Annotated in this window: 25 protein-coding genes and 1 tRNA gene; 14 read left to right on the forward strand and 12 right to left on the reverse strand. The window is 64.0% G+C overall.

Features of this window, described 5'->3' with window-relative positions; translation table 11 throughout:
- Positions 1 to 136: 136 nt before the first annotated feature.
- A complete protein-coding gene (locus AC1RRT_RS14740; protein WP_493014565.1) occupies positions 137 to 1,099 on the reverse strand; it encodes a TAXI family TRAP transporter solute-binding subunit in 963 nt (320 codons plus the stop codon).
- A 224-nt stretch (positions 1,100 to 1,323) separates the two neighbouring features.
- Between AC1RRT_RS14740 and AC1RRT_RS14745 the strand changes: the two genes are divergently transcribed.
- Positions 1,324 to 2,217, forward strand: a complete 894-nt coding sequence (locus AC1RRT_RS14745; RefSeq protein ID WP_493014566.1) for a DMT family transporter — start codon at positions 1,324 to 1,326, stop codon at positions 2,215 to 2,217.
- Between the two features lie 55 nt (positions 2,218 to 2,272).
- Here AC1RRT_RS14745 and AC1RRT_RS14750 read toward each other — a convergent pair whose 3' ends face one another.
- The 4 genes from AC1RRT_RS14750 to AC1RRT_RS14765 all read right to left on the reverse strand — a co-directional run bounded on the left by AC1RRT_RS14750 (position 2,273) and on the right by AC1RRT_RS14765 (position 7,041).
- The gene (locus tag AC1RRT_RS14750) at positions 2,273 to 2,881 is read right to left on the reverse strand and encodes a ferritin-like domain-containing protein (protein ID WP_493014567.1); all 609 of its coding nucleotides are present in this window, start codon (positions 2,879 to 2,881) and stop codon (positions 2,273 to 2,275) included.
- Between the two features lie 120 nt (positions 2,882 to 3,001).
- Positions 3,002 to 5,002 (reverse strand): acetoacetate--CoA ligase, encoded by a 2,001-nt coding sequence (locus tag AC1RRT_RS14755; RefSeq protein ID WP_493014568.1) that lies wholly within the window; start codon positions 5,000 to 5,002, stop codon positions 3,002 to 3,004.
- A gap of 69 nt (positions 5,003 to 5,071) precedes the next feature.
- Complete coding sequence (locus AC1RRT_RS14760; RefSeq protein WP_493014569.1) at positions 5,072 to 5,947, reverse strand: SMP-30/gluconolactonase/LRE family protein; 876 nt, start codon at positions 5,945 to 5,947, stop codon at positions 5,072 to 5,074.
- Complete coding sequence (locus tag AC1RRT_RS14765) at positions 5,944 to 7,041, reverse strand: NAD(P)/FAD-dependent oxidoreductase (protein ID WP_493014570.1); 1,098 nt, start codon at positions 7,039 to 7,041, stop codon at positions 5,944 to 5,946. Before AC1RRT_RS14765 ends, AC1RRT_RS14760 begins: the two co-directional genes overlap by 4 nt.
- Positions 7,042 to 7,250: 209 nt before the next feature.
- Here AC1RRT_RS14765 and AC1RRT_RS14770 point away from each other — a divergent pair.
- The 10 genes from AC1RRT_RS14770 (at position 7,251) to ptsN (ending at position 14,666) form a co-directional block, all read left to right on the forward strand.
- A tRNA-Leu gene (locus AC1RRT_RS14770) sits at positions 7,251 to 7,337 on the forward strand.
- 59 nt (positions 7,338 to 7,396) lie between these two features.
- Entirely contained in the window at positions 7,397 to 8,011 is a 615-nt protein-coding gene (locus AC1RRT_RS14775; protein WP_493014571.1) for a ribonuclease D, read from the forward strand.
- Between the two features lie 268 nt (positions 8,012 to 8,279).
- Entirely contained in the window at positions 8,280 to 9,293 is a 1,014-nt protein-coding gene (locus tag AC1RRT_RS14780; protein WP_493014572.1) for a KpsF/GutQ family sugar-phosphate isomerase, read from the forward strand.
- Between the two features lie 11 nt (positions 9,294 to 9,304).
- Complete coding sequence (gene lptC, locus AC1RRT_RS14785) at positions 9,305 to 9,985, forward strand: LPS export ABC transporter periplasmic protein LptC (protein ID WP_493014573.1); 681 nt, start codon at positions 9,305 to 9,307, stop codon at positions 9,983 to 9,985.
- 5 nt (positions 9,986 to 9,990) lie between these two features.
- Complete coding sequence (locus AC1RRT_RS14790) at positions 9,991 to 10,617, forward strand: LptA/OstA family protein (RefSeq protein ID WP_493014574.1); 627 nt, start codon at positions 9,991 to 9,993, stop codon at positions 10,615 to 10,617.
- The gene (lptB, locus tag AC1RRT_RS14795; protein ID WP_493014575.1) at positions 10,614 to 11,390 is read left to right on the forward strand and encodes an LPS export ABC transporter ATP-binding protein; all 777 of its coding nucleotides are present in this window, start codon (positions 10,614 to 10,616) and stop codon (positions 11,388 to 11,390) included. Before AC1RRT_RS14790 ends, lptB begins: the two co-directional genes overlap by 4 nt.
- 10 nt (positions 11,391 to 11,400) lie before the next feature.
- The gene (gene rpoN, locus AC1RRT_RS14800) at positions 11,401 to 12,963 is read left to right on the forward strand and encodes an RNA polymerase factor sigma-54 (RefSeq protein ID WP_493014576.1); all 1,563 of its coding nucleotides are present in this window, start codon (positions 11,401 to 11,403) and stop codon (positions 12,961 to 12,963) included.
- Positions 12,964 to 12,972: 9 nt separating this feature from the next.
- Positions 12,973 to 13,614, forward strand: a complete 642-nt coding sequence (gene can / locus AC1RRT_RS14805) for a carbonate dehydratase (RefSeq protein ID WP_493014577.1) — start codon at positions 12,973 to 12,975, stop codon at positions 13,612 to 13,614.
- Positions 13,615 to 13,817: 203 nt separating this feature from the next.
- Positions 13,818 to 14,147, forward strand: a complete 330-nt coding sequence (hpf, locus tag AC1RRT_RS14810; RefSeq protein ID WP_493014578.1) for a ribosome hibernation-promoting factor, HPF/YfiA family — start codon at positions 13,818 to 13,820, stop codon at positions 14,145 to 14,147.
- Positions 14,148 to 14,201: 54 nt separating this feature from the next.
- Positions 14,202 to 14,666, forward strand: a complete 465-nt coding sequence (ptsN, locus tag AC1RRT_RS14815; RefSeq protein ID WP_493014579.1) for a PTS IIA-like nitrogen regulatory protein PtsN — start codon at positions 14,202 to 14,204, stop codon at positions 14,664 to 14,666.
- A 31-nt stretch (positions 14,667 to 14,697) separates the two neighbouring features.
- Here ptsN and AC1RRT_RS14820 read toward each other — a convergent pair whose 3' ends face one another.
- Positions 14,698 to 14,943 (reverse strand): DUF1150 family protein, encoded by a 246-nt coding sequence (locus tag AC1RRT_RS14820; protein ID WP_493014580.1) that lies wholly within the window; start codon positions 14,941 to 14,943, stop codon positions 14,698 to 14,700.
- A gap of 23 nt (positions 14,944 to 14,966) precedes the next feature.
- On the reverse strand, positions 14,967 to 15,434 hold the full coding sequence (locus tag AC1RRT_RS14825) for an Hsp20 family protein (protein WP_493014581.1): 468 nt from the start codon (positions 15,432 to 15,434) through the stop codon (positions 14,967 to 14,969).
- A gap of 112 nt (positions 15,435 to 15,546) precedes the next feature.
- Here AC1RRT_RS14825 and AC1RRT_RS14830 point away from each other — a divergent pair, with 112 nt between their 5' ends.
- Positions 15,547 to 17,079 (forward strand): 3-hydroxyacyl-CoA dehydrogenase, encoded by a 1,533-nt coding sequence (locus tag AC1RRT_RS14830; protein WP_493014582.1) that lies wholly within the window; start codon positions 15,547 to 15,549, stop codon positions 17,077 to 17,079.
- Positions 17,080 to 17,081: 2 nt separating this feature from the next.
- On the opposite strand, the gene AC1RRT_RS14835 is transcribed toward AC1RRT_RS14830, so the two are convergent.
- From AC1RRT_RS14835 to AC1RRT_RS14845, 3 genes are all read right to left on the reverse strand, one after another.
- Complete coding sequence (locus AC1RRT_RS14835) at positions 17,082 to 17,594, reverse strand: hypothetical protein (protein ID WP_493014583.1); 513 nt, start codon at positions 17,592 to 17,594, stop codon at positions 17,082 to 17,084.
- Positions 17,595 to 17,740: 146 nt separating this feature from the next.
- Positions 17,741 to 19,162 (reverse strand): sensor histidine kinase, encoded by a 1,422-nt coding sequence (locus AC1RRT_RS14840; RefSeq protein WP_493014584.1) that lies wholly within the window; start codon positions 19,160 to 19,162, stop codon positions 17,741 to 17,743.
- Positions 19,163 to 19,180: 18 nt separating this feature from the next.
- Positions 19,181 to 20,614 carry a dihydrolipoyl dehydrogenase family protein gene (locus AC1RRT_RS14845; protein ID WP_493014585.1) on the reverse strand — a complete coding sequence of 478 codons (1,434 nt, stop codon included), beginning with the start codon at positions 20,612 to 20,614 and terminating at the stop codon, positions 19,181 to 19,183.
- A 169-nt stretch (positions 20,615 to 20,783) separates the two neighbouring features.
- On the opposite strand from AC1RRT_RS14845, the gene AC1RRT_RS14850 reads away from it, so the two are divergent.
- On the forward strand, positions 20,784 to 23,195 hold the full coding sequence (locus AC1RRT_RS14850; RefSeq protein WP_493014586.1) for a DUF3772 domain-containing protein: 2,412 nt from the start codon (positions 20,784 to 20,786) through the stop codon (positions 23,193 to 23,195).
- On the opposite strand, the gene AC1RRT_RS14855 is transcribed toward AC1RRT_RS14850, so the two are convergent.
- Together AC1RRT_RS14855 and wrbA are read right to left on the reverse strand one after the other, a co-directional pair.
- Complete coding sequence (locus AC1RRT_RS14855; protein WP_493014587.1) at positions 23,192 to 23,926, reverse strand: pirin family protein; 735 nt, start codon at positions 23,924 to 23,926, stop codon at positions 23,192 to 23,194. The genes AC1RRT_RS14850 and AC1RRT_RS14855 overlap by 4 nt on opposite strands.
- A 55-nt stretch (positions 23,927 to 23,981) precedes the next feature.
- On the reverse strand, positions 23,982 to 24,581 hold the full coding sequence (gene wrbA / locus AC1RRT_RS14860; RefSeq protein ID WP_493014588.1) for an NAD(P)H:quinone oxidoreductase: 600 nt from the start codon (positions 24,579 to 24,581) through the stop codon (positions 23,982 to 23,984).
- A gap of 116 nt (positions 24,582 to 24,697) precedes the next feature.
- Here wrbA and AC1RRT_RS14865 point away from each other — a divergent pair, with 116 nt between their 5' ends.
- Positions 24,698 to 25,657, forward strand: coding sequence for a LysR family transcriptional regulator (locus AC1RRT_RS14865; RefSeq protein WP_493014589.1), 960 nt, complete (start codon positions 24,698 to 24,700; stop codon positions 25,655 to 25,657).
- Positions 25,658 to 25,873: the final 216 nt, after the last annotated feature.

Genomic DNA, 25,873 nt, shown 5'->3' on the forward strand with positions numbered 1-25,873 from the left:
TCCCGGTCAGGTCGCATGCCTTGTTGTAACGCCCAGTCTTCTGAAAATGAGCCCTGTCTTTTAACAGCGAGCCCCGCCGCAGCCAATGCTGCGGCGGGGCTCTTGTGGTTTTACGCGGTGTTTACGAGGGCGGTCGTCAGTCGACCTTGACGCCCTTTTCGGCCAGGTACTTCAGCGCGCCGGGATGGAACGGGACCGGAGTATTGGCCTTCTTCTGGCTTTCCAGCTTGACGTTCTTGGCCTCAGCATGCACCTGGGCCCATTCGTCGCGCTTCTCGAAGATGGTCTTGGTGATGTTGTAGGCGACGTCGTCGGTCATGTTGTCGGCGACGAACAGGATGTTCCAGACGCTGGACATCGCGTTGTCCTTGTCCTGGCCCGGATAGGTGCCCGACGGGATGGTGCCGGTGGCATAGAGCGGACCGTACTTGCCGTTCATCTTGGCAACGACGTCGGAATGGTCGACCAGCTTCAGCTTCACGCCAGGCGTGGCGCCCAGATCGGTGACCGCCGAGGTCGGCACGCCGCCGACCCAGAAGTAGGCGTCGATCTTGCCGTCCTTGACCGCGTTGGTCGACTCAGCGGCGCCCAGACGCTCGCGCTTGATGTCCTTGTCCTTGTCGAGGCCGGCGGCTTCCAGCACGCGGAAGGCCATCACCTCGGTGGCCGAGCCGGCCGAACCGGTAGAGACGCGCTTGCCCTTGAGGTCGGCCATCGTGTTGATGCCGCTGGAGGCGGTGGTCACCACATGCATGACGTTCGGATACAGGACGGCGAGCGTGCGGTGGCTGACGGCGGCGCCCTTGAACTTGTCTTCGCCGCGCGAGGCGTCGAGCGAGGCATCGGCCATCGAGAAGCCGATATCGGCGCGCTTGGCGCCGACGAGCTTCAGGTTGTCGACCGAGCCGCCGGTGACTTCGGCCGTCGCCTGCCAGCCCGGGACATACTTGGTCAGCAGGTTGGCGAGGCCGCCACCCATCGGATAGTAGACGCCGCCGGTGCCGCCGGTGACGATCGAGAGATTCTTGGTCTGCGCTTCGGCCGCGGCCGAAGCAAACAGCAGGCCGGCCAGTGCCGCGCCAATCATCAGGCGTTTCATTCTTGTTTCCTCCTGGATGCCGCTTTGATGCGGCGGTCTGAAAAGCAGCGCCCAGACGATACGGAACGGCACGGCTGCAAATCAACCCTTATTCGCCGCTACCGCAGCGCACAAGAATGTGCCTGTTCAGTATGTTGCGCAAAAGGCAGGCAGTATCGCGGTTGTGTTTCCGCCACAGCGGCGCTAAGCCCGTGGTCCATTAAAAACACACAGCAGCCCCGTCCATGTCAGCCGCCGCCAGTTCCGCCAGCCGCCTTGCGCTTGCCGCCCTTGTGCTGGGCGCCATCGCCATCGCTTTTTCGCCGATTTTCGTGCGGCTCTCGGAAGTGGGCCCGACGGCCACCGGATTCTACCGCACCATGCTCGCTGTGCCGCCGCTCTGGCTGGTCTGGCGCTTCCAGCCTGCCGCAGGTGCGACCAAGGGATTGCCGCCGCTGCCGCTGCTGCTGATTCCCGGCCTGCTGTTCGCCGGCGATCTGTTTTTCTGGCACCTGGCGGTGAAATACACCTCGGTGGCCAATTCCACGCTGCTCTCCAACTTCGCTCCGGTCGTGGTGACGTTGGGCGCCTGGCTGGTGCTGCGCGAACGCATCAGCCGCGCCTTCCTGCTGGCGCTGCTGGTCTCGATCTGCGGCGCGATGATGCTGGTCGGCTCCAGCTTCCAGGTCGGCGGCGACAATGTGTTCGGCGACCTGCTGGCCCTGACCACGGCCTGCTTCTACGGCGCCTACATGATCGCGGTCGCCAAACTGCGCGGCAGGCATGGCACGCAGGACATCATGCTGTGGTCGAGCCTGGTCAGTGGCCTGGTGCTGCTGCCGGCGACCTGGGCGATGGGCGAAGGCCTGATGCCGGCGTCGCTCAATGGCTGGGCCATCCTGTTCGGCCTGGCCTGGATCAGTCATGCACTGGGGCAGGGGCTGATCGCTTATGCGCTCGGCCATTTGCCGGCGTCATTCTCGTCGCTGGTGGTGCTGATCCAACCGGTGGCGGCGGCTTTCTTCGGCTGGCTCTGGCTGGGTGAGGGGCTGGCGCCGCTGCAGATCGGCGGTGGTATCGTGGTGCTGGCCGGCATCCTGCTCGCGAGACGCGCCCAGCTGAAAGACCAGAAAGGTTGACGGCCCGTCTGCCCGGTTAAGGGGCGCCGGGCAGACGGGCCGTCATGCCTGCGCTTTACGCGCCGAAGCTCAGAGCCTTCGGCGGCAGCGCCTGCTGCAGCACGGCCTGCAGGGCAGTCCAGTGCATGGTTTCGTCAGCCGCGATGCGACCGGCGACTTTCGCCAGCTGGGCATCGTTGAAGGCCGGGATGACACTCAGGTAGGTGTCGCTGGCGCCCTTCTCCAGACGCGCCGCCGCCATCAGGACATCATTGGCGGTCTTGATCGACGAGGCGTTGATGGCGGTGGCGACCGCGGCCTTGTCGGCCATGCCGACCGGGGTGCCGCCCAGCTTGCGCACGGTGGCTTCGAGGGCAGCGGCATGCTCCTTGTGATGGCTCTGGAACAGCACGGCGGCCGACAGGGCGGCGGGCGGCAGCAGGCCCGTTTCGGCGCCGATCTGGTAGGCGGTGATCGCCTGGTATTCCAGACCCAGCGCGGTGTTGAGGATCTTCACGTCCTCGGCCGGATTGGCCATGGTGTTGCGGGCCATGCTTTCGCAACCCATCAGCAGGGCGACGGCGGTGGCCGACAGGGTGGCGGTGCCGGCACTGCGCAGGAACTGGCGACGCGGATGGACGATGGTCTCTTCGGGAACGACGAGACCGGTTTGGGGCGTGGTCATGGAGCTCTCCCTCTCAATCGCTACCGGCCCATGCCGGCTGCGTGCGGGAGATACGAGGGTTGCCTGTGTGCCGGATGAGCCGGCGATGTGATAACCGCTACAAACTGAGGCTGCCGGCGTTCACGCTGCCGTGATACCGGCCCCGGCGCCAGTCTTGGCACGCTCTGTCGCAAATTCGACATACCAGGCGAGGCTGCCCGGATTGGCCATGGTGCCGGGATTGGAAACCTTATCGGCGGCCTGGCCGAGCAGGATTTTCTTTACCGGCACTTCCAGTTTTTTGCCCGACAGGGTTCGGGGTACGTCGGTGACCTGGAAGATATCATTCGGCACGAAGCGCGCCGACACAGCCTTGCGGATCGCCTGGCTGATGCGGTCCTTTAACGCGGCATCCAGCGTCAGGCCCGGGCGCAGCACCACGAAGAGCGGCATGTAAGACTCGCGGCCCAGATATTCGAGGTCGACGACCAGGCTATCCAGTACCTCCGGCAGCTCCTCGACAGCGCGATAGATTTCCGACGTGCCGAGCCGCAGGCCGTAGCGGTTGATGGTGGCATCCGAACGGCCATAGATCACCGCGCCGCCGCGCGGCGTGATGCGCAGCCAGTCGCCATGACGCCAGATGCCGGGATACATGTCGAAATAGCTGTCGCGATAGCGCTGGCCGTCCTTGTCGTTCCACAAGTAGAGCGGCATGGAGGGGATCGGCGACACGCAGACCAGTTCGCCCACTTCATCCTGCAGCGGCTTGCCCTGGTCGTCGAAGGCCTGGATATTCGCGCCGAGGCAGCGCACTTGCATCTCGCCGGCATAGACTGGCATCAGCACGCAGCCGGCGACGAAAGCCCCCGCGAAATCTGTGCCGCCCGAAATCGGCGTCAGCCAGATATCCTTGCCGAGCTGGTCATAGATCCAGGCGTAAGAGTCCTCCGAGAGCGGCGAGCCCGTGGAGCCAACCGTGCGCAGGGTCGAGAGATCGGCCACCTTGCGCGGTTCCACGCCGGCTTTCTGGCAGTTGGCATAGAAGGCCGCGCCAGCACCGAAGAAGGTGGCTTTCACCTCGCCAGCGAACTGCCAGAGCCGGTTCCAGTCGGGCCAGCTTGGGCTACCGTCGTAGATGGCGATGGTCGCGCCGACCAGCAGGCCTGATACTTGCGCGTTCCACATGATCCAGCCGGTGCTGGAATACCAGTGGAAAATGTCATCAGCATGCAGGTCGTTATGCAGCGCGTTCATCATCATGATGACCATGAGGATGCCGCCATGGCCGTGCACGATCGGCTTGGGCAGGCCGGTGGTGCCTGAGGAATAAACCACCCAGAGCGGATGGTCGAAGGGCACCGGCTCGACTTTCAACTCGGCCGGCTGCGCGATGATGGTCGCCCAACCTGCAGTCTGCACGGCAGGCAGGGCATGCTCCGTCTTGCCCGGCATCAGGATCAAATTCTTCAGCGTCGGCAGTTCTGCGATCAGCGATGTCAGAACGTCGCCTTTGTCGAAATGCTTGCCGCCGTAATCGCAGGAGGGCACGGCGAAGAGTGCCACCGGCTCGATCTGGCGGAAGCGATCGAGCACCGCGTTGAGTCCCATGTCGGGCGAACAGACCGACCAGATCGCGCCGAGGCTCACGGTGGCAAGAAAAGCGACGATGGTCTCCGGCGTGTTGGGCGCATAGGCCACCACGCGGTCGCCGCGTTTGACGCCGAGCTTGCGCAGATGGGCTGCCATGGATGCGACCTGGCCGCGCAACGTGGCCCAGGACATCTCCTGCAGCGGCTGTGTTTCAGAGGAATGGAGGACCGCAGGCTTCTTGTCGGTGGCATGCCGCAGCACTTGGTCCACGTAATTCACCTCCGCCCCGGTGAACCACTTCGCGCCCGGCATGTTGCGATCAGCCAGAACCTTGCCGTAGGGCTTTGCTGCCTTGATCTGAAAGTAATCCCACAGCGAGGCCCAGAAGCCTTCGACATCGTCGATCGACCAGCGCCACAGCGCGTCGTAATCGGCAAAGCTCCTGCCGCGCTCCGCTTTGAGCCAGTCCATATAGCGGCGCATCTGGCTGTGGCTGATACGGTCGGCCGACGGTGTCCACAGCAGGGCAGGGGGCTGAGTCTCAGTCATGATCACTCCCGGAAGATCATTCTTTTTTGTCAGCTTAGCGATCCGCCGGAAAAATGCATCAGCCGGCCTCTAAACAATGGCCCAGGGTGTTTCCGGCAATCCGGGGATATCGACGCGAGCCGCGAAGATACCACCGGACAGTGGCATGGCGGACAGTTCCTCGGGTGTATGCTTCTGCCGTGCGGTGGTGATGAACAACGTTTTCATATCCGGCCCGCCGAGACAGGGCATGGTTGGCGCCTTCACCGGCAGGCGGATCTCGCGCAGGCGTTCGCCGGCGGGCGAGAACTGCGCCACCTTGCCGGCGCCATAGAGCGCGACCCAGTAATTGCCGGCCGCATCCACGGCAGCGCCATCGGGTCGTTCAGTGGCGGCGCGCAGGTCAAGGAACAGCCGTCGGTTCGAAATCGCTGCTGTCTTCACGTCGTAATCATAGGCGTAGACGCAGCAGGTCGGTGTATCGGCGTGATACATCGTCGCGCCATCGGGGCTCCAGGCCAGGCCGTTGGAAATGGCAATGCTGCCGGCCATGCCCTGGCGGATCAGCGCCTCGCCATCGAAGCGGTAGAGCGCGGTTTCGGGCTGGCGGTTGTCGGCCATGCCGCCGGACCAGAGGCGGCCCTGGCGGTCACAGCGACCATCGTTAAAGCGGACGGCGCCGGAATCGAATGGCGCTGGCACCAGCTTGCGGTGACGGCCGCTGACCGGTGCAAGCTTCCAGATGCCGTCGCGCAGGCCGGCGATCAAACCGCCCTCGGCTGCCTGCGCTATGCAGCCGATATGCGCGGGCATGTCCCAGCTTTCCAGCGCTTGCGTCGCCGGATCGAGGCAATGCAGATGCGCGACATGGATATCGACAAACCACAGCTTCTGCTCCGGGACCGACCAGACCGGCGATTCCGCCAGGTCGAACCTGCCGTCCAGAAGCAGGGCCGCGTCGCTCATGCGATCCTGTCGGCCATATCAGCGACATAGTCGCCGATGCTGAGCGAGGCCGTGAGGCCAGGGCTTTCGATGCCATAGAGATTGATCAGGCCTGGCGCGCCGCTCTGCTCCGGTCCTTGGATCATGAAGTCATCGCCTGTCTTGGCGTTGCCGCCGCGGCTGAGCTTGGGGCGGATGCCGGCATAGCCGGGCTGGATCGCGCCATCGGGCAGGCCGGGCCAGTATTGCCGCACGGCTGCATAGAAGCTGTCGCCACGCGCCGGATCAACATTGTAGTCGACCGTATCGATCCACTCGACATCGGGGCCGAACCGCATCTGGCCGCCCATGTCGATGGTGACATGGGTGCCCAGCCCGCCGGGCGTGGGGATCGGATAGATCAGCCGCGAGAATGGCGGCTTCACACCTGAAAGGATGAAATAGTTGCCCTTGGCGTAATAGCTGCCCGGGATGCTGTCAGGCCGCACGCCGGCAATCCTTGCCGCGATGCCTTGCGCCGCGAAGCCGGCGCTGTTGACCACCAGCTTCGCTTTCAGCGTCATCGGATCGGCTCCGCCGGTCTCGATGATGATGCCGTCATTGGCGACTTCGCCACGGATGACCGGCGCATTCAGCGCCAGCATGGCGCCGTGTTCCTCGGCCTCACCCTGATAGGCCAGCATCAGGCCGTGGCTGTCGATGATGCCGGTGGACGGCGACAGCAGCGCCGCCGTGCAATGCAGATGCGGCTCCAACGCCAGCGCCTGCTCGCGCGTCAGCCATTGCAGGTCGTGCACGCCGTTGGCCTCGGCTTTTTTCTTCAGCGTTTCCAGGTCGGCGATCTGGCTGTCATCGGCGGCGACGATCAGCTTGCCGCAGCGGTTATGGCCGACATGGCGCTCGGCCACATAGCGATACAGCGCCTCCTTGCCTTCGACGCAGAGTCGGGCCTTGAGGCTGCCGGCCGGGTAATAGATGCCGGCATGGATGACTTCGGAATTGCGCGAGGAGGTTTCGCTGCCGATCAGGCCGGCGGCTTCCGCGATCACCACTTCGCGGCCCCGCTTGGCCAGGGCCCGGGCCACGCCCAGACCGACCACCCCGGCTCCGATCACCAGACATTCCACGCTATCCATTCGACCCAGCCACTCGTCCTGCACCAACAATCCGGCCCAGTTTCGGCAGCGCCGGAAGTCCTTGCAACCCTTGGGCTTCAGGGTCTGTAAAAGGCCCGAAATTGCCATGGGTCGGCGCTTGACTTATCCAGGGCGGGGCCGTAAACACACGCCTCGGTCGGGACGGCCCCAGGTTGTCCCGAACCGCTGCCCAGGTGGCGGAATTGGTAGACGCGCTAGCTTCAGGTGCTAGTGACCGAAAGGTCGTGTAAGTTCGAGTCTTATCCTGGGCACCAATTCCTCGATTGCCGCGCCGTGAGTTCCGGGCGCGCCCGCAAGAGAGAGCACCGCATAAATGGCCATCACCGTATATCAGAATGACCTGCCGGACGGCCTCGATCTCGGCGCCGTGGTGGCTATCGACACCGAGACCATGGGCCTGCGCACGCTGCGCGACCGCCTTTGCGTTGTTCAGCTTTCCTCTGGCGATGGCAACGCGCATCTGGTGCAGTTCCGCAGCGGCACCGGCTATGCCGCGCCGAACCTGAAGCGCCTGCTGGAAAACCCGAAAATCCTCAAGCTGTTTCACTTCGCCCGCTTCGACCTGGCGGCGCTGAAGCAGTATGTCGGCGCCAATACCACGCCGGTCTATTGCACCCGCACGGCCTCCAAGCTGGTGCGCACCTTCACCGACCGCCATGGCCTGAAGGACCTCTGCCGCGATCTGATCGGGGTCGAGATCTCCAAGCAGGAACAGTCGTCCGACTGGGGCGCCCATGAACTGACCGAGGCGCAGCAGCGCTATGCCGCCTCGGATGTGCTCAACCTGCACCAGCTCAAGACAGTGCTGGACGGCATGCTGGCCCGCGAAGGCCGGATGGCCTTGGCCGAAGCCTGCTTCGGTTTCCTACCCGCCCGCGCCGAGCTCGATCTGGCCGGCTGGCCCGAGGACGATATTTTCGCCCATTGATCCCGGCGTTTAGCCGAAATGGCGATTTTGTCCACAAGCTGCTGAAATTGCCTGCGAACCAGTCATGCGGTTTGCAATTGCATGCCTGATTCTCCATACTTGGCACGATTCTTGTTAGTGTCTCGTCAGCGGTGGGTAGATCATGACATCCGCACCCTCCGTCGCGCGTGTTAAGCGCGCCGGAAAAAAACGTGCGAAGACCTCTGGGGCTACTCCCCGGAAGGCGGCGGCCGCTCAGGTTAAAACCCGGGCGACAGCGGGCAAGGTCGTGCAGGTTTCGAGCCGCCGGCCGGCTGGCGGCAATCCCGATATCGAGGTCGGCCGCCGCGTCCTGCTGATGGAAGCCAACGGCCTGGCTGCCCTGGCCGCCGACCTGGACGCCAACTTCGTCAAGGCCCTCGATATCCTGATGACGGTCAGCCGCGACGATGGCTCGCATGCGCGTGCCATCATTTCCGGCATGGGCAAGAGCGGCCATGTGGCGCGCAAGATCGCCGCGACGCTGGCCTCCACCGGCACGCCGGCTGCTTTCGTGCATCCAGGCGAGGCGAGCCATGGCGACCTGGGCATGATCATGCCGGGCGATGTGGTGATCTGCCTGTCGAATTCCGGCGAGACGCAGGAGCTGGCCGATGTGATCGCCCATGCCAAGCGCTTCGCCATTCCGCTGATCGCCATGACCAAGAAGGCCAAGTCGGCATTGGGTCAGGCCGCCGATGTGGTGCTGCTGGTGCCGCCGGTGGAAGAGGCCTGCCCGATCGCGCAGGCGCCCACCACCTCGACCACCATGATGCTGGCACTGGGCGATGCGCTTGCTGTCGGCCTGATGGAGCGCAAGGGCTTCACCAAGGACCAGTTCCGCGTCTTCCATCCTGGCGGCAAGCTGGGCACCCAGTTGATCAAGGTGAAGGACCTGATGCATCCGGGGGCCGAAATGCCGCTGGTGCCGGTGGGGACGCCGATGCGCGAGGCGCTGGTGACCATGGCCGGCCGCAGCTTCGGCTGCATCGGCATCGTCGGTAAAAGCGGCCGCGACAAGGACAAGCTGCTCGGCATCGTCACCGATGGCGATCTGCGCCGCCATATCGAGGGCGACCTGCTGAGCCAGAAGGTCGAGGCGGTGATGACCAAGAATCCCATCACCATCGGCCCAAACCAGCTTGCCGGCGAAGCGCTGGGCGAGATGAACCGCCGCCGTATCACCGCTTTCTTCGTGGTGGACGGTGCGCGTCCCGTGGGCATCCTGCACATGCACGACTGCGTGCGCGCCGGAATCACATGAGGAATGCGGTGATGACAGCGGGAGCGGATCAGGCCAGGGCGGAAGCGCGCGAGCGCAATACCGGCTTCCGTCATCGCGACGCCGCCGGCGCGCTGTCGCGGATTCCGCGTCGCCGCCGTTTCGTGCGCTTCATGAAATTCATTCTGCCGATGATCGCGTTGGGCATCATCATGGCGGTCTTCGCCTGGCCGCAGCTGTCGAAGAGGCAGAACCTGCTGTCGCTGAGCATGACTGCGGTGGACAGCGAGAATGCCGCCCTGGTGATGAACAATCCGCGCTACCGCGGGTCTGATTCCAGCGGCCAGCCCTACGTGGTGACCGCCGATCGTGCCATCCAGGATCCCAAGGACGACAAGCAGGTGACGCTGGATCGTGTGCAGGCCGACCTGACCATGAACAATGGCCAGTGGTGGGCGCTGTCGTCCGACACCGGCATTTATAATGGCACCACCCAGCTACTCACCCTGTTCGGCAACATCGCCGTGTTCGGCGACCAGGGTTACGAGATGCATGGCAATTCCGCCGAGGTCGATATGAAGACCAAGGTGATCTCGAGTGACGACAAGGTCTGGGGTCAGACCGGCATGGGCACCATCAATGCCAACGGCCTGCGGATTTACGATAACGGTAGGGTTGTGGTGTTCATCAACGGGGTGAAGACCAAGATTTTTGCCCAGGAAAAACGGGGCTGATCGTGATGCGGCTTTCTTCGACATTGCTTCTCGCTACGCTTCTGGTGGCCTGCAGCCTGCCGGCCGCGGCGCAGTTCAACATGGGCGCGCGGCAGAAGAGCGACCAGCCGGTCAACATTTCCTCCGATAGCCTGGAAGTGCAGCAGGACAAGCAGATGGCGATCTTCCGCGGCAAGGTCGATGTTGTGCAGGGCGAAAGCCGCCTGCGTTCAGAAGAGCTGTTCGTGCATTACCGCGACCGCGGGGCCCAGACCGCCACGCAGCGTCCGGGGCAACAGCAGCAGAAGCCTGGCCCAGGCATTGTGCCCGGCGGCCCGGATGCCAGCTCGATCACCAAGGTGGAAGCCAAGGGCAATGTCTTTGTCTCGACGCCGCGCGAGCGCGCCCAGGGCGACCTTGGCATCTATGACGTCGATAAGAACACCATCACGCTGACCGGCAATGTGCTGCTGACCAGCGACCAGAGCACGGTGCGCTGTGCCCGCGTGGTGATGTACCAGGATACCGGCCGCAGCACCTGCGACCCGCTTACCACTGGCGGCCGCGTGCAGGCCGTCATCGTGCCGAACGGCAACAACCAGCAACAGCAGCCGGCGACACCCGGCCCGAATAACCAGGGCCAACGTCGATGAGCGGCAAGGACGACGCGAAACCGGACCTGCGGCTGGCATCGGAAAATCCGACACCGGGTCTGGCCGCACACCGTCTGGGCAAGAGTTTCAAGAAGCGCCCGGTGCTGCGCGACGTCTCGCTCTATGTGCAGCGTGGCGAGGCCGTCGGCCTGCTTGGTCCCAATGGCGCCGGCAAGACCACGACCTTCTACATCATGACCGGGCTGATCAATCCCGATCACGGCGCCATCACGCTGGATGGCCATGAGATCACCGGCCTGCCGATGTATCGCCGCGCCCGCCTGGGGATGGGTTACCTGCCTCAGGAAGCCTCGATCTTCCGCGGTCTCACGGTGGAGCAGAATATCCGCGCGGTGCTCGAGCTGGTCGAGCCGGAGAATGACCGGCGCGAGGCCATGCTGGAAGACCTGCTGGCCGAATTCTCGATCACCCATCTGCGCCGCACGCCGGCGCTGGCGCTGTCGGGCGGCGAGCGACGCCGTTGCGAGATCGCGCGCGCGCTGGCCACCCAGCCGTCTTTCATGCTGTTGGACGAACCGCTGGCCGGCATCGATCCGATCGCGGTCGGCGAAATCCGCGAGCTGGTGTCGCATCTGAAGGATCGCGGCATCGGCGTGTTGATCACCGACCATAATGTGCGCGAGACGCTGGATATCATCGACCGAGCCTACATCCTGCATGATGGCAAGGTCCTGATGGAGGGCAGCCCGACCGAAATCGTGGCCGACGAAAACGTCCGGCGCGTTTATCTCGGCGAGCGGTTCAGCTGGTGACGGCTTAGCCATGGCACTGGGTCCGCGTCTCGAACTCAGGCAGGGTCAAGCCCTTGTAATGACGCCGCAGCTGCAGCAGGCGATCAAGCTGTTGCAGCTTTCCAATCTCGAACTCACGGCCTATGTCGAACAGGAACTCGAGCGCAATCCGCTGCTGGAGCGCATTGAGGGTGACGGGCCGGGCGAGGATGCCCGCGACGCCTTCGAGGTCGCTGATGGCGACGGACCGGCCGAGCGGCTGGACCTCGGCTCTGATTCCATTTCCAGCCAGGCGCAGGACAGCCTCGACGTCGACAGCGCAGCCGACAGCAACACCTTCAACGGTGACAGCGGTTACGACGCCGCCGGGCCGGATACGCCGGGCCTGAGCAGCAACAACATCACCGGCAGCGGCGGCAATTCCCGTTTCGAGGACGGTGAGAGCGGCCTGGAGCAGACCCTGTCGGAAACCCAGAACCTGCGCGACCATGTGCAGGAGCAGTGGCTGCTGATGCCGGCCAATGCCACCGACCGCCTGATCGGCCAGACTCTGATCGATGCGCTGGACGACGCGGGTTACCTGACGGAATCGCTGGAGGATATCGGCGCACGGCTGGGCATCGAGGCCGATGAGGTCGAAGCCGTGCTGCTCGATCTGCAGACCATCGAGCCAGCCGGCCTGTTTGCGCGCTCGCTGAAGGAATGCCTGGCGCTGCAGCTGCGCGAACGCGACCGCCTCGATCCCGCCATGCAGGCGCTGCTCGACAACCTGGAAATGTTGGCGAAGCGCGACATTGCCGGCCTGATGCGCATCTGCGGCGTGGATCAGGAAGATGTCAGCGACATGGTGAAGGAAATCCGTGCGCTGAACCCCAAGCCGGGCCTGCTGTTCGGTGGCGAGCCGGTGCAGACGCTGGTTCCCGATGTCTATGTCCGTCGCGCCAATGACGGCAGCTGGGCGGTCGAACTGAACACCGAGACGTTGCCGCGCGTGCTGGTCAACAGTCGCTACTACGCCCGTGTCACCAAGGTGGAGAAGGGTGCCAACGGCGCCAAGAGCGCCGAGGTCAAGCAGGCCAAGTCCTATATGTCGGACTGCCTGAATTCAGCCAACTGGCTGGTCAAGTCGCTGGATCAGCGTGCCCAGACCATTCTCAAGGTGGCCAGCGAGATCGTGCGCCAGCAGGATGCTTTCCTGCGCCATGGCGTGTCACATCTGAAGCCCTTGAACCTGCGCGCGGTGGCGGAAGCCATTGAGATGCATGAAAGCACGGTCAGCCGCGTCACATCAAACAAGACGATGGCGACTCCGCGCGGCATTTTCGAGATGAAGTATTTCTTCACCGCCAGCATCGCCGCCACGGATGGCGGCGAGGCTTTCTCGGCGGAATCGATCCGTCACCGCATTAAGTCGTTGATCGACGGCGAACCGCCCGAAGACGTGCTATCGGATGACAAGATCGTGGAAATGCTGGCCGGCAAGGGCGTCGATATCGCCCGTCGCACGGTGGCGAAATACCGCGAAGCGATGAATATTCCCTCGTCAGTGGAGCGTCGCCGCCTCAAGAAGGCCGGCCTGCTGAAAGTGGGTTGAGGAGTACTGATGGCTGATATTGCGCCGCTGTTTGAAAGTAACCGCGACTGGGCGATGTCAAAGCTCCGGGTGGATCCGAGCTTCTTTGACCGGCTGACGCACCAGCAGAATCCTGCCTATCTGTGGATCGGGTGCGCCGACAGCCGGGTGCCGGCGAATGAAATCGTCGGTCTCGACCCGGGCGAACTGTTCGTCCATCGCAATGTCGCCAACCTGGTGCATCCGGCCGACTTGAATTGCCTGGCGGTGCTGCAATATGCCGTCGAGTTCCTGAAGGTGAAGCATGTCATCGTTACCGGCCATTACGGCTGCGGCGGCGTGCGTGCGGCGATGCATCCGCAGCAACTGGGTCTGATCGACCACTGGCTACGGCCGATCCGCGATGTCTTCGACCGCAACAAGGACGACCTCGTCGCCATCGTCGATGAGTACAAACGCCTTAATACCCTGTGCGAAATGAACGTTCGCGAGCAGGTCGCCAATCTGGCCAAGACCACCATCGTGCAGAATGCCTGGCATCGCGGCCAGGATCTCAGCCTGCATGGTTGGGTTTATGGCATCTCCAACGGCTTGATACGGGATCTGGAAGTCACCATATCGAGTCCGGAGGGTCTGGCCGAGATATTCCGCACCAAGCCGGAATCGGCTTAACCCTCACGCGGGTCCAAACCGTCGCCTTTGAGTGATATCCACAGCTATTTTCGGCTGCAGATATCTTTGAAATCAATGGGTTAGGGAGAATGGATGCGGTTGACAGGGGTAATCGCCTTGTCTATGGTCCGCGCCGCATGACGGGCGCGAGCCACCGTACTACAATCATGCTCTGACCGATCGAACTCGGGTTTCGACGCATCATGAAAATCCTGACGTCCGGACAGCAACTCGACCTTGGCGAATCCCTTCGGGACTATGTCGAGGGCCACCTCACCACATCCGTGTCGAAGTATATGGACAATGCCATCGAGGCTCAGGTCGTGTTCAAGCGCGATGGCTCGATGTATCACTGCCATTGCTCCGTGCATGTCGGTTCAGGCATTGCCATGCAGGCCGAAGGCCAGGATGTGGAAATCTACGCCAGCTTCGACCAGGCTCTGGAGAAGCTGGCCAAACAGGTTCGGCGCGATAAGCGCAAACGACGCAATCATCATGCGCGTCAACAGCCTGCCGTTGGAGACCTCGCCTGAGTCGCGTCAGCGACCCGGTGTAGTGCCACGGCAGCCGCAGAGGCATCTCTCCCCATGGAAATCTTTCAGCTTTTGAGTCCTGACGGCGTTGTCGCCAATCTCAAAGCCAACAGTAAAAAGCAGGCGCTGCAGGAACTGGCGTCGCGCGCATCCCGGATCACCGGGCAACACGAACGCGCCATTTTCGACACGTTGCTGGAACGCGAGCGGCTCGGCACCACGGGCGTGGGCAGCGGTATCGCGATTCCGCATGGCCGTCTGGTTGGCCTGGACAAGCTGTATGGATTGTTCGCCCGCGTGGAGCGGCCGATCGATTTCGATTCCATCGACGAGATGCCGGTGGACCTGATCTTCCTGCTGCTGGCGCCGGAAGCCGCCGGCGCCGATCATCTGAAGGCGCTGGCGCGGGTATCGCGCCTGCTGCGCGACAAGGCGGTCTGCGAGAAGCTGCGCGGCGCCGAGAGCGCCGACGCGATTTACGCCCTGCTCACCGACAGTCCGACCAGCCACGCCGCCTGAGGCGGCGCAGCCGATCGGACTGGATCATTCGTCAGTGCACGCTGACGGCCATCAGCTCGTTTTGCAGGGCGGCGGCGAATGCGAGATCGCGCTCGGGCGCCCAGCCGAGCTGGTTGCCATTGGCCGCATAGACACCCCAGACCAGACCCTCCTCGGTTTGCACCGGCCGGATATAAGCGAGATCTGGCGCGCCAAGATTGGCGAAGGTTTCTGGGGTCATTGTGTCCTGCATGCGACGGGTATTCACGTAGACATCGTGGTTACTGGGGGTGGCCATGTTTTTCTCCTTCGGCAGGGCGCTTAGACGCTGCCACGGCTTTTGTCGCTGACACCCAAGGTGTCGGTACGGCCGCCGTCTGTCGTATTAATAGCGATGGTGCGGACCTGAGGTTCCGGCCGGGGGCGGCGGAGCAGGATGTGCAGAAGGCCATTGGCCAGCTCGGCTCCGGTGACTTCAATGCCATCTGCCAGGACGAAACTGCGCTGGAACTGCCGCGCCGCAATGCCGCGATGCAGGTAAATCCGTTCCTTGTCATCGACTTGCTTACCTCGGATGACAAGCTGCTTGTCTTCGACGGTGATCGAGAGGTCAGGCGAAGCGAAGCCGGCCACGGCGAGCGTGATGCGCAGCCCATCTTCACCGATCTGTTCGATGTTGTATGGGGGATAGCCTTCCGAACCCGCCTTGGTGGCACGTTCGATCATCCGTTCCACATGGTCAAAACCCAGCAGCAACGGACTGGAAAAGAGAGAGACTCTGGTTGTCATCGCGGACTCCTTAAGTTTAAGCGAGGCCCGTCGGAGCCCTCATTCATAGGCACTCCAACGATGAAGATGTGGGGTGAGGTGCCTTGCGGTTCAAGACCCATCTGGGCAGGATATGCGGCGAAATCCGGAGGTAAATGTGGCCGAATCTAGGCAAAAAATTCAGACACTTGGCGTGGTTGGCGCAGGCGCCATGGGGCGCGGCATCGCGCAGGTCGGCATGACCGGCGGCATGACGGTGCTGCTCTTCGATGCAGCGCCCGGGGCGGCCGCCAAGGCGCGCGACGCCGTGCTTCTGCAACTGGACCAGATGGTGGTTAAGGGCCGCATGGAGCCAGCCGCCGCGGATGCCGCGAAGGCGCGGTTGAGTGTGGTCGAGGACATGAAGGCCTTTGCCCCTGCTGACCTCGTGGTGGAGGCCATCGTCGAGAATCTGCCGATCAAGCAGGAGGTGTTTCGCCAGCTCGAAGCCGTCGTGCGGCCCGACTGCCTGCTTGCCTCCAACACCTCGTCGCTGCGCATCGCCTCGATCGCCAGCGCCTGCCAGCATCGCGACCGCATCGCCGGCCTGCATTTCTTCAATCCCGTACCCCTGATGAAGCTGGTCGAGGTGATCCGCGCTCCGGGCAGCAGCGATGCCACGATTGCCGCGCTGGTCGAGGCCGGTGAACGCATGGGCCGCCAGCCCGTGGTGGTGCAGGACAGCCCCGGCTTCCTGGTCAACCTGGGCGGCCGTGCCTATACGCAGGAGGCCTTGCGCATCGTATCCGAGGGTGTGGCGACGCCGGCCCAGGTGGATGCGGTGATGCGCGACAACTGGGGCTTCCGCATGGGGCCCTTCGAACTGATGGACCTGACCGGCATGGATGTGAATTTTCCGGTCAGTGAGATTATTCACGAAGGCTATTTCTACGATCGCCGCCTGGCGACCTCGCCGTTGCATCAGCTTCTGAAGGAAAGCGGCCAGCTCGGCCGCAAGACCAGGCAGGGCTTTTTCGCCTATGGCGAGGATGGCAAGGCGATCACGGACTCGCCCGATGCGCCGGCCAGTGCCGATCCGATTCTGCGCGTCGCCCTGGCCGAGGATGACGAGGCGCTGGGCGAACTGCTGCGCAGCTTTGGTTTCGAGGTGAGTGGATTTGATGACGGCGACAGCCCGATCCTCTGCGCCCTGCTGGGGGAGGATTGCTCGGGCTATGCAGCCCGTCGCGGCTTCGACCATCGCCGGCTGTTCGCCGTCGATATCGCCGGCAAGCTGGACAAGCGCCTGACCTTGATGCGGGCACCGGGCGCGCGGCGCGACCTGTTGGAAGGCCTGGTGGCGCAGTTCCATGCCGCTGGCCGCGCGGTCACCGCGATCCATGATAGTCCCGGCTTCATCGGCCAGCGTATCGCCGCCATGGTGGCCAATCTGGGCTGCGAGATGGCGCAGATCCGCATCGCCGGTCCGGCCGATATCGATCGCGCGATGACCCTGGGCCTAAGCTATCCCTTCGGCCCGCTGGCGCTGGCCGATGCGATGGGACTGGAGACGGTGCACACCATCCTGACCCAGCTGCAGGCAATCACCGGCGACGACCGTTACCGCCCCAGCCTGTGGCTGCGGCGACGCGCGCTGCTTGGTCTGTCTGCCCTGACGGAAGACTGACCTTACATTGCCTTCGGGGCAGGAAGTTCGCTGGCGCCGGCAGCCGGACGTTCGGGCTTGTCGCTCGATGCCGGTTCGACCATGGCCGGTTCGGCAGCCTGCTCGGCGCCGATCGGTGCAGTGGCAACCTGCGGCGGCGTGCGGCGGCCCGGCGGGTTCATCGGCATGCGCGGATCGGCCAATGCGCGTGGCTGCGCCGGCAGCTGGCGGCCTTCCAGCGAATAGGGATCGGGTTCGGCGTAGCAGTCAACGCCGCCCAGCGTCTTGAAGCAGAAGACTTCCTGGCGGTCGGTCGGCTTGTAGTTGCTGACGCAGTAGGTGCCGTCGCTGATGATGTTCAGCGGATTGCAGGTGATTTCCAGCCGGCGCTCGATCTTGGTCTTGACGATCTCATAGCCGAGGCCAACCGCAGTCCATTGCGCGGCAGGCGTCAGGTTGTCGCGCGTGTCGGAACAACCTGTGAGCAGGCTGAAGCACAGCAGCGGAAGAAGGATCGCGTTGAAAATCCTACGCATGGGTTTCTCTCCTGCGGAACTCCATCGGAGTCGGGCACGGCCGTTCTGGCCGACCGCATTATCGCGTCAGGCGGATTGAATATCCAGTTAAGTGATATGGTTAAAAGGCGTTAGCCATACGGCGCTGGCAGCACCGGTTCTGCGCGCTATTCAGCGGGATTCGGCAGGATGATGCGGAAGGTGGTGCCCAGCGGGCCGGTGCGCGCCAGTTCCAGATCGCCGCCATGAGCGCGGATCAGCTCGCGCGCGATGGCAAGGCCCAGGCCGGTGCCGCCGGTGCGGCCGCCGCGAAACGGCTCGAACAGATGTGCCTGCGCGGCGTCGCTCAGGCCGCCACCGCTGTCTGCCACCTCGATCACCACGACGTCGCCGCTGATGGCCGCAGCAATACGGATGTCGCCGCCCTCGCACATCGCCTGGGCGGCATTGCGCGCGAGGTTGTTCAATACGCGATACAGATGATCGGGATCGGCCAGCACGGCCAGATCGGATGGGATCGCGGTATGCCAGCGCATCTCGCCGCAATCGGCCACACCCAGGCCGGCGGCGATGTCGTCGACCATACGATGCAGCAGGATGCGGCGCGGTTCGGGCGCGCGTTCCTCGGCCTTGCCGTAACGCAAGGTCTGGGCGCAGAGCGCGATGGCGCGGTCGATCGACCAGACCAGCCGCGGCGCCACCTGGCGCACGGTGGGGTCATCCGAGGTGGCCAGGCGGTCGGAGACCAGCTGCGCCGAGGCCAGCATGTTGCGCAGGTCATGGCTGATCTTGCTGACCGCGATGCCGAGTTGGGCGAGGCGGATGCGCTGGGTCAGCGCATGGCGCAGGTCCTGCTGCATCATCTGCAGTTCGCGTTCGGCCAGGCCCAGTTCATCGCGGCGCGAGGAGGGCCGGATGATCTGGCGCGCATCTTCGGGCGCGGAGCGGAACCCGACGATGCTGTCGATCAGGCGCAGGATCGGCCGCACCAGAAGCCATTGCAGGCTGACGTAAACCAGAAGTCCGATGAAGATGGCGATGATGAGTGACAGCCAGAAAACGCGCCAGGAGAATTCACGCAGCGCCTCGGCCAGTGGCGCGGTGGGCAGCACCACCTCGATGCGGGTCTGTGGATCGCGCGGCGAAGGGCCGAGCACGCGCAGGAAGGGATCGGCGCGGCCGCTCAGGGTCATGCCGGCATCCATGATGGCCTCCCACCACATCCAGTTGCTGAGATCCATCGGTTTGCCCAGCATCGGCAGCTCCTGCCGGTCGCTGAGGATCAGGGCGTTGCGTTCGCGCTGCCGCATGGCGACCAGCTTGCCGCCGACATTGCGCAGCAGTTCGGCTTCCAGCTCGGTGCTGACCATGCCGTCGGGCGCGGCGAGCAGGGCGAGGGCCGCCTGATCGGCCAGTTCGATGCGCGCTTCCAGGTAGCTGATGCGGAACCGCGCCATCGCGGGCAGATAGATCAGCACCTCGACGATGGCGATGAAGATCAGGGTGAGAAGCAGCAGGCGACGCGACAGGCTCGCCGCGCTGATCTGGCGCGGCGGTCGTGTCAGCGTCTCAGGAACCCCTCCGTTCATGGGCACTATTATAGAGCGTCAGTCGAAACGGGCGAGCAACTGGGCGACACGACGTAGAATCGGACTTAACAGTCGCGGACGGTAGAAATCGCCGGCCGCGGTCTTCCCTGCCTCACCGCGAGTCGGATGGGGGAATGAGAGGCCCTGCAGGGCGCCGATGCCGAGTCCCTTGGCGATGGCGAGCTGCCAGGGTTGGATCAGGTCGGCCGCCAGCGGTCCGGCAATGGTCACCCCCAGGATGCGGCCTCGGTTCGGGGCGACAATCACCTTGATCTGGCCGTCGGTCCGGCCCTCGGCCTGGGCGCGGTCGTTGGCGGCGAAGGCCTGGCGCAGGATGTTGATTCGGCCATGAGTTGCCCGCGCTGCGGATTCGGACAGGCCGACGCTGGCATACTCCGGATCGCCGTAGATCACGTAAGGAAGGGCGCTGTGATCGGTGCGTGCCGGCAGCCGGAACAGGATGTTCTTCAGCACGACGGCAGCATGGTGGCGCGCCGTAGGGGTGGCAGGGCTGAGGCCGGTGACATCGCCGACAGCCCAGACGCGGCGGTTGCTGCTGCGCAGCCGTGCATCCACGGCGATACCGCGCGCATCATGGCGCACACTCGCGGCCTCGAGACCGAGATCATCGCTGTTCGGTACGCGTCCCGTCGCCAGCAGCAGATGCGAACCGGCAATGCGCGTGCTGCTGCCATCGGCATGATGCAGCGTCAACACGATGCCAGAGGCGGTGTCCTCGGCCAGCGTCACTTCCGTTTGCTCATGCACGATCACGCCCTCGGTGCGCAGCGTGTCGACTAGCAGGCCGCTCAGTTCGGGGTCGCAGCGGTTCAGGCAGCGCAGGCGCTCGATCAGCGTGACGCGGGTTCCGAGGCGACGGAAGGCCTGCGCCAGTTCGACGCCGGTCGGGCCGCCGCCGATGACCAACAGATGCAGCGGCCGGTCGGTCAGCGCGGTGAACAGCGTGTCGGTAGTGAGATAGGGGATGCCAGCCAGGCCTTCGATCGGCGGCACGGCGGGGCGTGAGCCACTGGCGATCACCACACGGCGCGGTCGGATCACGGTATCGCCGACGCTGAGGCGGTCGGCAGCCATGAAGCGCGCTTCGCCCTGCAGCACGGTGGCGCCCAGCGCGGCAAGCCGCTCGGCCGAATCACTGGGCGCCTGCGCGGCGACAGTTGCTTGCACCCGGCGCATCGCGGCGGAGAAATCGATTTCGGGTTCGTCATGGCGGATACCGAAGGCCTCGGCGGCGCGCCAGGCCACGGCATGGCGGCCGGCCATGATCAGCGCGGCGGTGGGGATATCGCCGCCATGCAGGCGGTTGCCACCCATGCGGCCGCGCTCGATCAGGATGGTGCGCGCGCCCATGACGGCGGCGCCGGTTGCGACAGCAATGCCGCCGGCACCCGCGCCGATGACGGCAATATCGCAATCCAGTCGTTCGGCCATGCAGCCAGCAAAGACAGCGTGGCCCATGAAGTCAAGGTGCGGTCCGTGAGCGCCGGGTGATTAATGGCGGCCCAGTTTTTGCCCCATTCCCGGAGCAGACAGGGTAGATTGCAGCCATGCCCGGCCACCGGGTTCAATAATCATCCTTCCGCCTTCAGTGTCCGCTCGCATGACCTCCTTCTCGCGCCTCACTCTTCTTGTTTTGCTGCTGATCAGTCCGCTGACGGTTCCGCCGGCCCTGAGCCAACCGGCCGCACCGGTCGCGTCGTCGGATCGTCCGGCGCAGACCAACTGGCCCGCCGTGCTCGGCGGCATCGAGCGCCAGTTGCGCGATCCGCGCCTCAACGACGACGATTTCGCAGCCTTGCGCACCGACCTTGATCGCCTGCGCGTCACCGCCACGCAGGAACGCGATCTGTTCAGGCAGGCCGTCACGGCGACACAGATCCAGCTCGATGCGCTCGGGCCTGCACCGGCGGCAGGACAACCGCGCGAGTCGGCTGCCGTGGCGGAGTCGCGCCGCCAGGTTTCGACCCGGCTGCAGGCCAACCAGGACAGTGTGAAGCAGACCGAGCTGGCGCTGGCGCGTATCGTGGCGCTGCAGGACGAGGTGGCTGATCAGGCGCGGCGGCAGTTCACCCGTCAACTGATCTATCGCGGCCCCTCGCCATTCAATCCGGTGTTCTGGCGCGACGGTTTTGCCGAGGTGCAGGCTGTGTCGGCGCAGGTGTTTGCGGCGCCGCAGGAGTGGTGGCTGGCCAATGACGAACGCAAGTCGACCACGACGACGTTGCTTCAAATTCTGTTGGTCACGGCACTGTCCATCGGCCTGCTGATGCCGGCGCAACGCTGGCTGCGACGGCAATACGGCATTCAGCCCGGCAACGAAGATCCGTCCCAGGTGCGCCGCACGATCGCCGCCTTTACCGAACTGATCCGCCGCACCGCCGTGCCGCTGGTGGTGCTGTGGGCCGCTTACGGCGTGCTGGTTGGCAATGGTTGGGCCAATGGTCTGGTCGGCAGCATGCTCTATACGATGATGCAGGCTTTCACCATCGCGTTGCTGGCCTACGGTCTGGCGCAGGCGGCGCTGGCACCGCGCCAGCCGGCCTGGGCGCTGATCCCTCTGCCCAAGCCCGGGCGGGAAAGTCTGCTGCGCCGCACCGGCGGCTTTGTTATCGGTATCGTGCTGGTCGCCCTGCTGGTGGCGCCGTCGCGCGTGCCTGATTTCGGTACCGCCGGCCGCGACCTCGTGATTGCTGCCGTGGCGACATTCCTGGTATTGGCCAACCTCGGCTTCGCCGATCCACGGCTGTGGCGCACGCTGCCCGATGACTGGCGGCCGTTGCGCCTGATGGCTGGGGTGAACTTCACGCTCAACCTGTTTTCCCTCGTCGCCATCCTGCTCGGCTATTACAGCGTCGCGGTTTTTGTTTCCTATGGCCTGCTGGGGTCGGCCCTGGCGCTGGCGGCTTATGTGCTGGTGCGCAACGCGATCCGTGACGGCCTGGCCAATCTGGCCGAGAGTCCGGAAAGCCGTTTCCGCATCTGGCGCCAGAGCCTGGGTCTGAGTGGCCCGCTGAGCACGACCTCGCGGCTGTTGCTTGGCCTGCTGGCCGACATCGTTCTGTTCATGCTGCTGCTGATTTTCCTGGCGCTGGCCTGGGGCATCAACCGGGCGACGCTGGTCAGCTATTCGCTGGAACTGTTCTACGGCGTGGCCATTGGCCCGGTGACGATCTCGCTGGGCAATATCCTGGCGGCGCTGATGATCCTGGTGGTTGGCATCGGCATCACGCGCCTCCTGAGCGGCGGTCTGAACGCACGGCTGGAGCAGCAGAGCGGCATCGATCCCGGCGTGCGCAACTCCATGGTCACCGGCCTGACCTATGCCGGCTATCTGCTGGCTATCGTGGCGGGCATCGGCGCCATCGGCCTCGATCTGTCCAATCTGGCGATCATCGCCGGCGCCCTGACCGTGGGTATCGGTTTCGGCTTGCAGAATATCGTCAACAACTTCGTCTCGGGCATCATCCTGTTGATCGAACGCCCAGTGAAGGTTGGCGACTGGGTCTCGGTCGGGGGCAAGGAAGGCTATGTCCGGCGCATCAATGTGCGTTCGACCGAGATCGAGACCTTCCCGCGCGCCTCGGTGATCATCCCGAATTCCGAGCTGATCTCGCAGTCGGTGATGAACTGGACCCATCGCAATCGCCTGGGCCGCATCGACATCAACGTGCCGCTGTCCTATGCCGCCGATGTTGAGAAAGCCCGCGAAGTTCTGCTGGGCGTGCTGAAGAATCACGAGGAAATTCTGAGCATGCCGTCGCCGGAGGTAATTTTCCGCGACCTGTCCTCGGGCCAGCTGACCTTCTCGCTGCGCGGCCATATCGCCGATGTGGAGCGGCGTCACCTGATCGAAAGCGACCTGCGTTTCGCTATCATGAAGTCGCTGAAGGACAGCGGTATCGGCCTGCCCTTTGGTGGACCGAATACGCTGTTCCTGGGCGATATCGAGCGCATAGAAAAAGCCCTGGGCGGCTTGCATCGCCCAGGGCCTGATGGTGCAAAGACGGACTAGTTCGTCTGCTTCGGACGGGGCAGGTCGAACAGCAGGAATTCCGCGCCGTTCGCCGCCTTGATTTCCACCGCGCCGTCGCCTTCGCTGGCCAGCGCCGCACCGGCGCGGGTAGCGATATCGACGCCATCAATGCTGACGCTGCCTTCGGCCACCACCAGATAGCCCATGCGGTCGGGCTTCTGTTCATAGGTCACCGACGCACCCTTTTCGATCAGGGCGCCGTAGAGCGTGGCGTCTTGATGGATCAGCAGCGTGCCGGCATTGGCCGAGAGCACCGCTTCCTCGCCGGACGCCAGTGGCACCAGCCGGTTGGCGCGGTCGGCCTTGGGGAACTGCGCCTGGTCCCAGCGCGGCTTCAGCTTGGCCTGGCGCGGCTCGATCCAGATCTGGAACAGATGCGTCATCTCGTCTTCGGCGTTGAACTCCGAATGCATGATGCCGGTGCCGGCGGACATCACCTGTACATCGCCGGCCGGGGTGCGGCCCTTGTTGCCCAAGCTGTCCTCGTGGCTGATCGCGCCCTTGGTGACATAGGTGATGATCTCCATGTCGCGATGGCCATGCATCGGGAAGCCCGACTGCGCGGCAATCTCGTCATCATTCCATACGCGCAACGGACCGAAGCCGAAGCCCATCGGCGCAGCGACGCCGGAGAAGTTGAAGTGGAACCGGCTGTTCAGCCAGTCGATATTCATGCGGCCGAGTTTGTCGAAGGGAACAACGTGCATCATGGGAACCTCCATCGGCGACGGCTGATCATACCAGCCGTCGCCGGAGTCTGTAGAGTTAAGCCTTCAATTTGGCGGCAATGCCCGCCACATGCTTGCCCTGGAAGCGGGCGAGTTTGAGTTCGGTCTCGCTCGGGCTGCGGCTGCCGTCGGCGCCCGCGATGGTGCCGGCGCCAAGCGGCGAGCCGCCCTTCACCGCGCTGATGTCCATCGTTTCCGGGATGGCATAGGGCAGGCCGACGATGACCAGGCCATGATGCAGCAGGGTGGTGTGGAAGCTGCTGACCGTGGTTTCGTTGCCGCCACCGGTGCCGGTGGAGACGAAGACGCTGCCGACCTTGCCGACCAGCGCACCCTTCACCCACAGACCGCCGGTCTGGTCGAGGAAGCTGCGCATCTGGCCGCTCATGTTGCCGAAGCGGGTGCCGGTGCCGAAGATGATGGCGTCATAGTCGGCCAGTTCAGCCGGGCTGGCGATAGGGGCAGCCTGGTCCCACTTGCCGCCGGCCTTCCTGAAGGCTTCTTCCGGCATGGTCTCGGGCACGCGCTTGATCGTCACGTTGGCGCCGGGGATTTCACGGGCACCGGCAGCGACCGCCTCGGCCATCTTCTCAACATGGCCGTACATCGAATGATAAAGAACGAGAACCTTGGTCATGATCGCCTCTCCTGTGGTTTGGGCGGGGTGGTGTTTGTCTCGATGGCCAACGTATGCTTTTTCGTATTTGAAACAATATTGCGTTTGGAATATGATTGTTTCTTTAAGGAAACAATATGGACCATCTAGCCGATCTTGCCGTCTTTGCTCGTGTCGTAGAGCTGGAAAGCTTCAGCGGCGCGGCCGGAGCCATGGGCCTCTCCAAATCCGCTGTCTCCAAGCAGGTTTCCCGGTTGGAGCAGCGTTTGGGAACGCAGCTGCTGCAGCGGACCACACGCAAGCTGTCACTGACAGAGACCGGCCGTATCGTTCTGGAACATGCTCAGCGCGTGCTGCAGGAAGCCGAAGCCGTGGATGCCGCCGTGCAGAACCTGCAGGCGCTGCCGCGCGGCTTGTTGCGGGTGAACCTGCCGATGAGCTTTGGTCTGGCCTATGTGGCGCCGCTGCTGCCCGAACTGCTGGCGCTCTGTCCGGAACTGAAGGTCGACCTCACCTTCAATGACCGCACGGTCGACTTGCTGGAAGAAGAGGTGGATGTTGCCATCCGCATCGGCGCGGCTCTGGCCGATTCCACGCTGACGGCGCGGCGGCTGGCCCCGGTGCGGCCGATCACCTGTGCCGCGGAATCCTACCTGCGCAAGGCCGGCGTGCCGCTCAAGCCGGATGACCTGCGCCAGCATGAATGCCTGCTCTACAAATACCTGCCCGAGCCAGAGACCTGGCGCTATGAGGGGGCGGGCGGGCCCTATGCGATCAAAGTGTCGGGCCGGCTGACCACCAACAACGGCGACTCGTTGCGCGATGCCGCGATTGCCGGGCATGGCGTCGCGCATCTGCCCAGCTTCATTGTCGGGCCGGATGTGGCTGCCGGGCGCCTGGTGCCATTGCTCGAGGCCTATGAGCGCGCGCCGCTGAACATCTATGCCGTCTATCCGGCCCAGCGCTACCTGACCCCGAAAGTGCGGGCCTTCATCGATTTCTTAGCCGGCAAATTTGGCCCCGAGCCGCCCTGGGAGTGTGTTCTGGCAGACACAGCCCGGCCAAGGAACGCGCCTGCGCGTATGAAATCCCCGTGAAACCGGGTTTACGCCTCCGGACGGCTATGCTATCGACCTTTTGCGACAACAGGATTCAGTCTCATGACCCGCCAGTGGCGACATCGACGAGCCCGTATTGGCGCACCGCAGCAGCAAATGCGAAAGCGGTGCGTTACGGCCGCTCGTGCGCGCTGAAGCTGGGTCATAGTCGCCATCCAATCCCGACAATCCGCTTCCAATGAGCACGCGCCGGCC

Source organism: Ferrovibrio sp. GW821-FHT12B10 (assembly GCF_058807515.1).

Excerpts from the sequence above, each read along its gene's own strand:
- AC1RRT_RS14740 (WP_493014565.1), bottom strand. The coding sequence starts at position 1,099 with ATGAAACGCCTGATGATTGGCGCGGCACTGGCCGGCCTGCTGTTTGCT.
- AC1RRT_RS14745 (WP_493014566.1), top strand. The coding sequence starts at position 1,324 with ATGTCAGCCGCCGCCAGTTCCGCCAGCCGCCTTGCGCTTGCCGCCCTT.
- AC1RRT_RS14750 (WP_493014567.1), bottom strand. The coding sequence starts at position 2,881 with ATGACCACGCCCCAAACCGGTCTCGTCGTTCCCGAAGAGACCATCGTC.
- AC1RRT_RS14755 (WP_493014568.1), bottom strand. The coding sequence starts at position 5,002 with ATGACTGAGACTCAGCCCCCTGCCCTGCTGTGGACACCGTCGGCCGAC.
- AC1RRT_RS14760 (WP_493014569.1), bottom strand. The coding sequence starts at position 5,947 with ATGAGCGACGCGGCCCTGCTTCTGGACGGCAGGTTCGACCTGGCGGAA.
- AC1RRT_RS14775 (WP_493014571.1), top strand. The coding sequence starts at position 7,397 with ATGGCCATCACCGTATATCAGAATGACCTGCCGGACGGCCTCGATCTC.
- lptC (WP_493014573.1), top strand. The coding sequence starts at position 9,305 with ATGACAGCGGGAGCGGATCAGGCCAGGGCGGAAGCGCGCGAGCGCAAT.
- AC1RRT_RS14790 (WP_493014574.1), top strand. The coding sequence starts at position 9,991 with ATGCGGCTTTCTTCGACATTGCTTCTCGCTACGCTTCTGGTGGCCTGC.
- lptB (WP_493014575.1), top strand. The coding sequence starts at position 10,614 with ATGAGCGGCAAGGACGACGCGAAACCGGACCTGCGGCTGGCATCGGAA.
- rpoN (WP_493014576.1), top strand. The coding sequence starts at position 11,401 with ATGGCACTGGGTCCGCGTCTCGAACTCAGGCAGGGTCAAGCCCTTGTA.
- can (WP_493014577.1), top strand. The coding sequence starts at position 12,973 with ATGGCTGATATTGCGCCGCTGTTTGAAAGTAACCGCGACTGGGCGATG.
- hpf (WP_493014578.1), top strand. The coding sequence starts at position 13,818 with ATGAAAATCCTGACGTCCGGACAGCAACTCGACCTTGGCGAATCCCTT.
- ptsN (WP_493014579.1), top strand. The coding sequence starts at position 14,202 with ATGGAAATCTTTCAGCTTTTGAGTCCTGACGGCGTTGTCGCCAATCTC.
- AC1RRT_RS14820 (WP_493014580.1), bottom strand. The coding sequence starts at position 14,943 with ATGGCCACCCCCAGTAACCACGATGTCTACGTGAATACCCGTCGCATG.
- AC1RRT_RS14825 (WP_493014581.1), bottom strand. The coding sequence starts at position 15,434 with ATGACAACCAGAGTCTCTCTCTTTTCCAGTCCGTTGCTGCTGGGTTTT.
- AC1RRT_RS14830 (WP_493014582.1), top strand. The coding sequence starts at position 15,547 with ATGCGGCGAAATCCGGAGGTAAATGTGGCCGAATCTAGGCAAAAAATT.
- AC1RRT_RS14835 (WP_493014583.1), bottom strand. The coding sequence starts at position 17,594 with ATGCGTAGGATTTTCAACGCGATCCTTCTTCCGCTGCTGTGCTTCAGC.
- AC1RRT_RS14840 (WP_493014584.1), bottom strand. The coding sequence starts at position 19,162 with ATGAACGGAGGGGTTCCTGAGACGCTGACACGACCGCCGCGCCAGATC.
- AC1RRT_RS14845 (WP_493014585.1), bottom strand. The coding sequence starts at position 20,614 with ATGGCCGAACGACTGGATTGCGATATTGCCGTCATCGGCGCGGGTGCC.
- AC1RRT_RS14850 (WP_493014586.1), top strand. The coding sequence starts at position 20,784 with ATGACCTCCTTCTCGCGCCTCACTCTTCTTGTTTTGCTGCTGATCAGT.
- AC1RRT_RS14855 (WP_493014587.1), bottom strand. The coding sequence starts at position 23,926 with ATGATGCACGTTGTTCCCTTCGACAAACTCGGCCGCATGAATATCGAC.
- wrbA (WP_493014588.1), bottom strand. The coding sequence starts at position 24,581 with ATGACCAAGGTTCTCGTTCTTTATCATTCGATGTACGGCCATGTTGAG.
- AC1RRT_RS14865 (WP_493014589.1), top strand. The coding sequence starts at position 24,698 with ATGGACCATCTAGCCGATCTTGCCGTCTTTGCTCGTGTCGTAGAGCTG.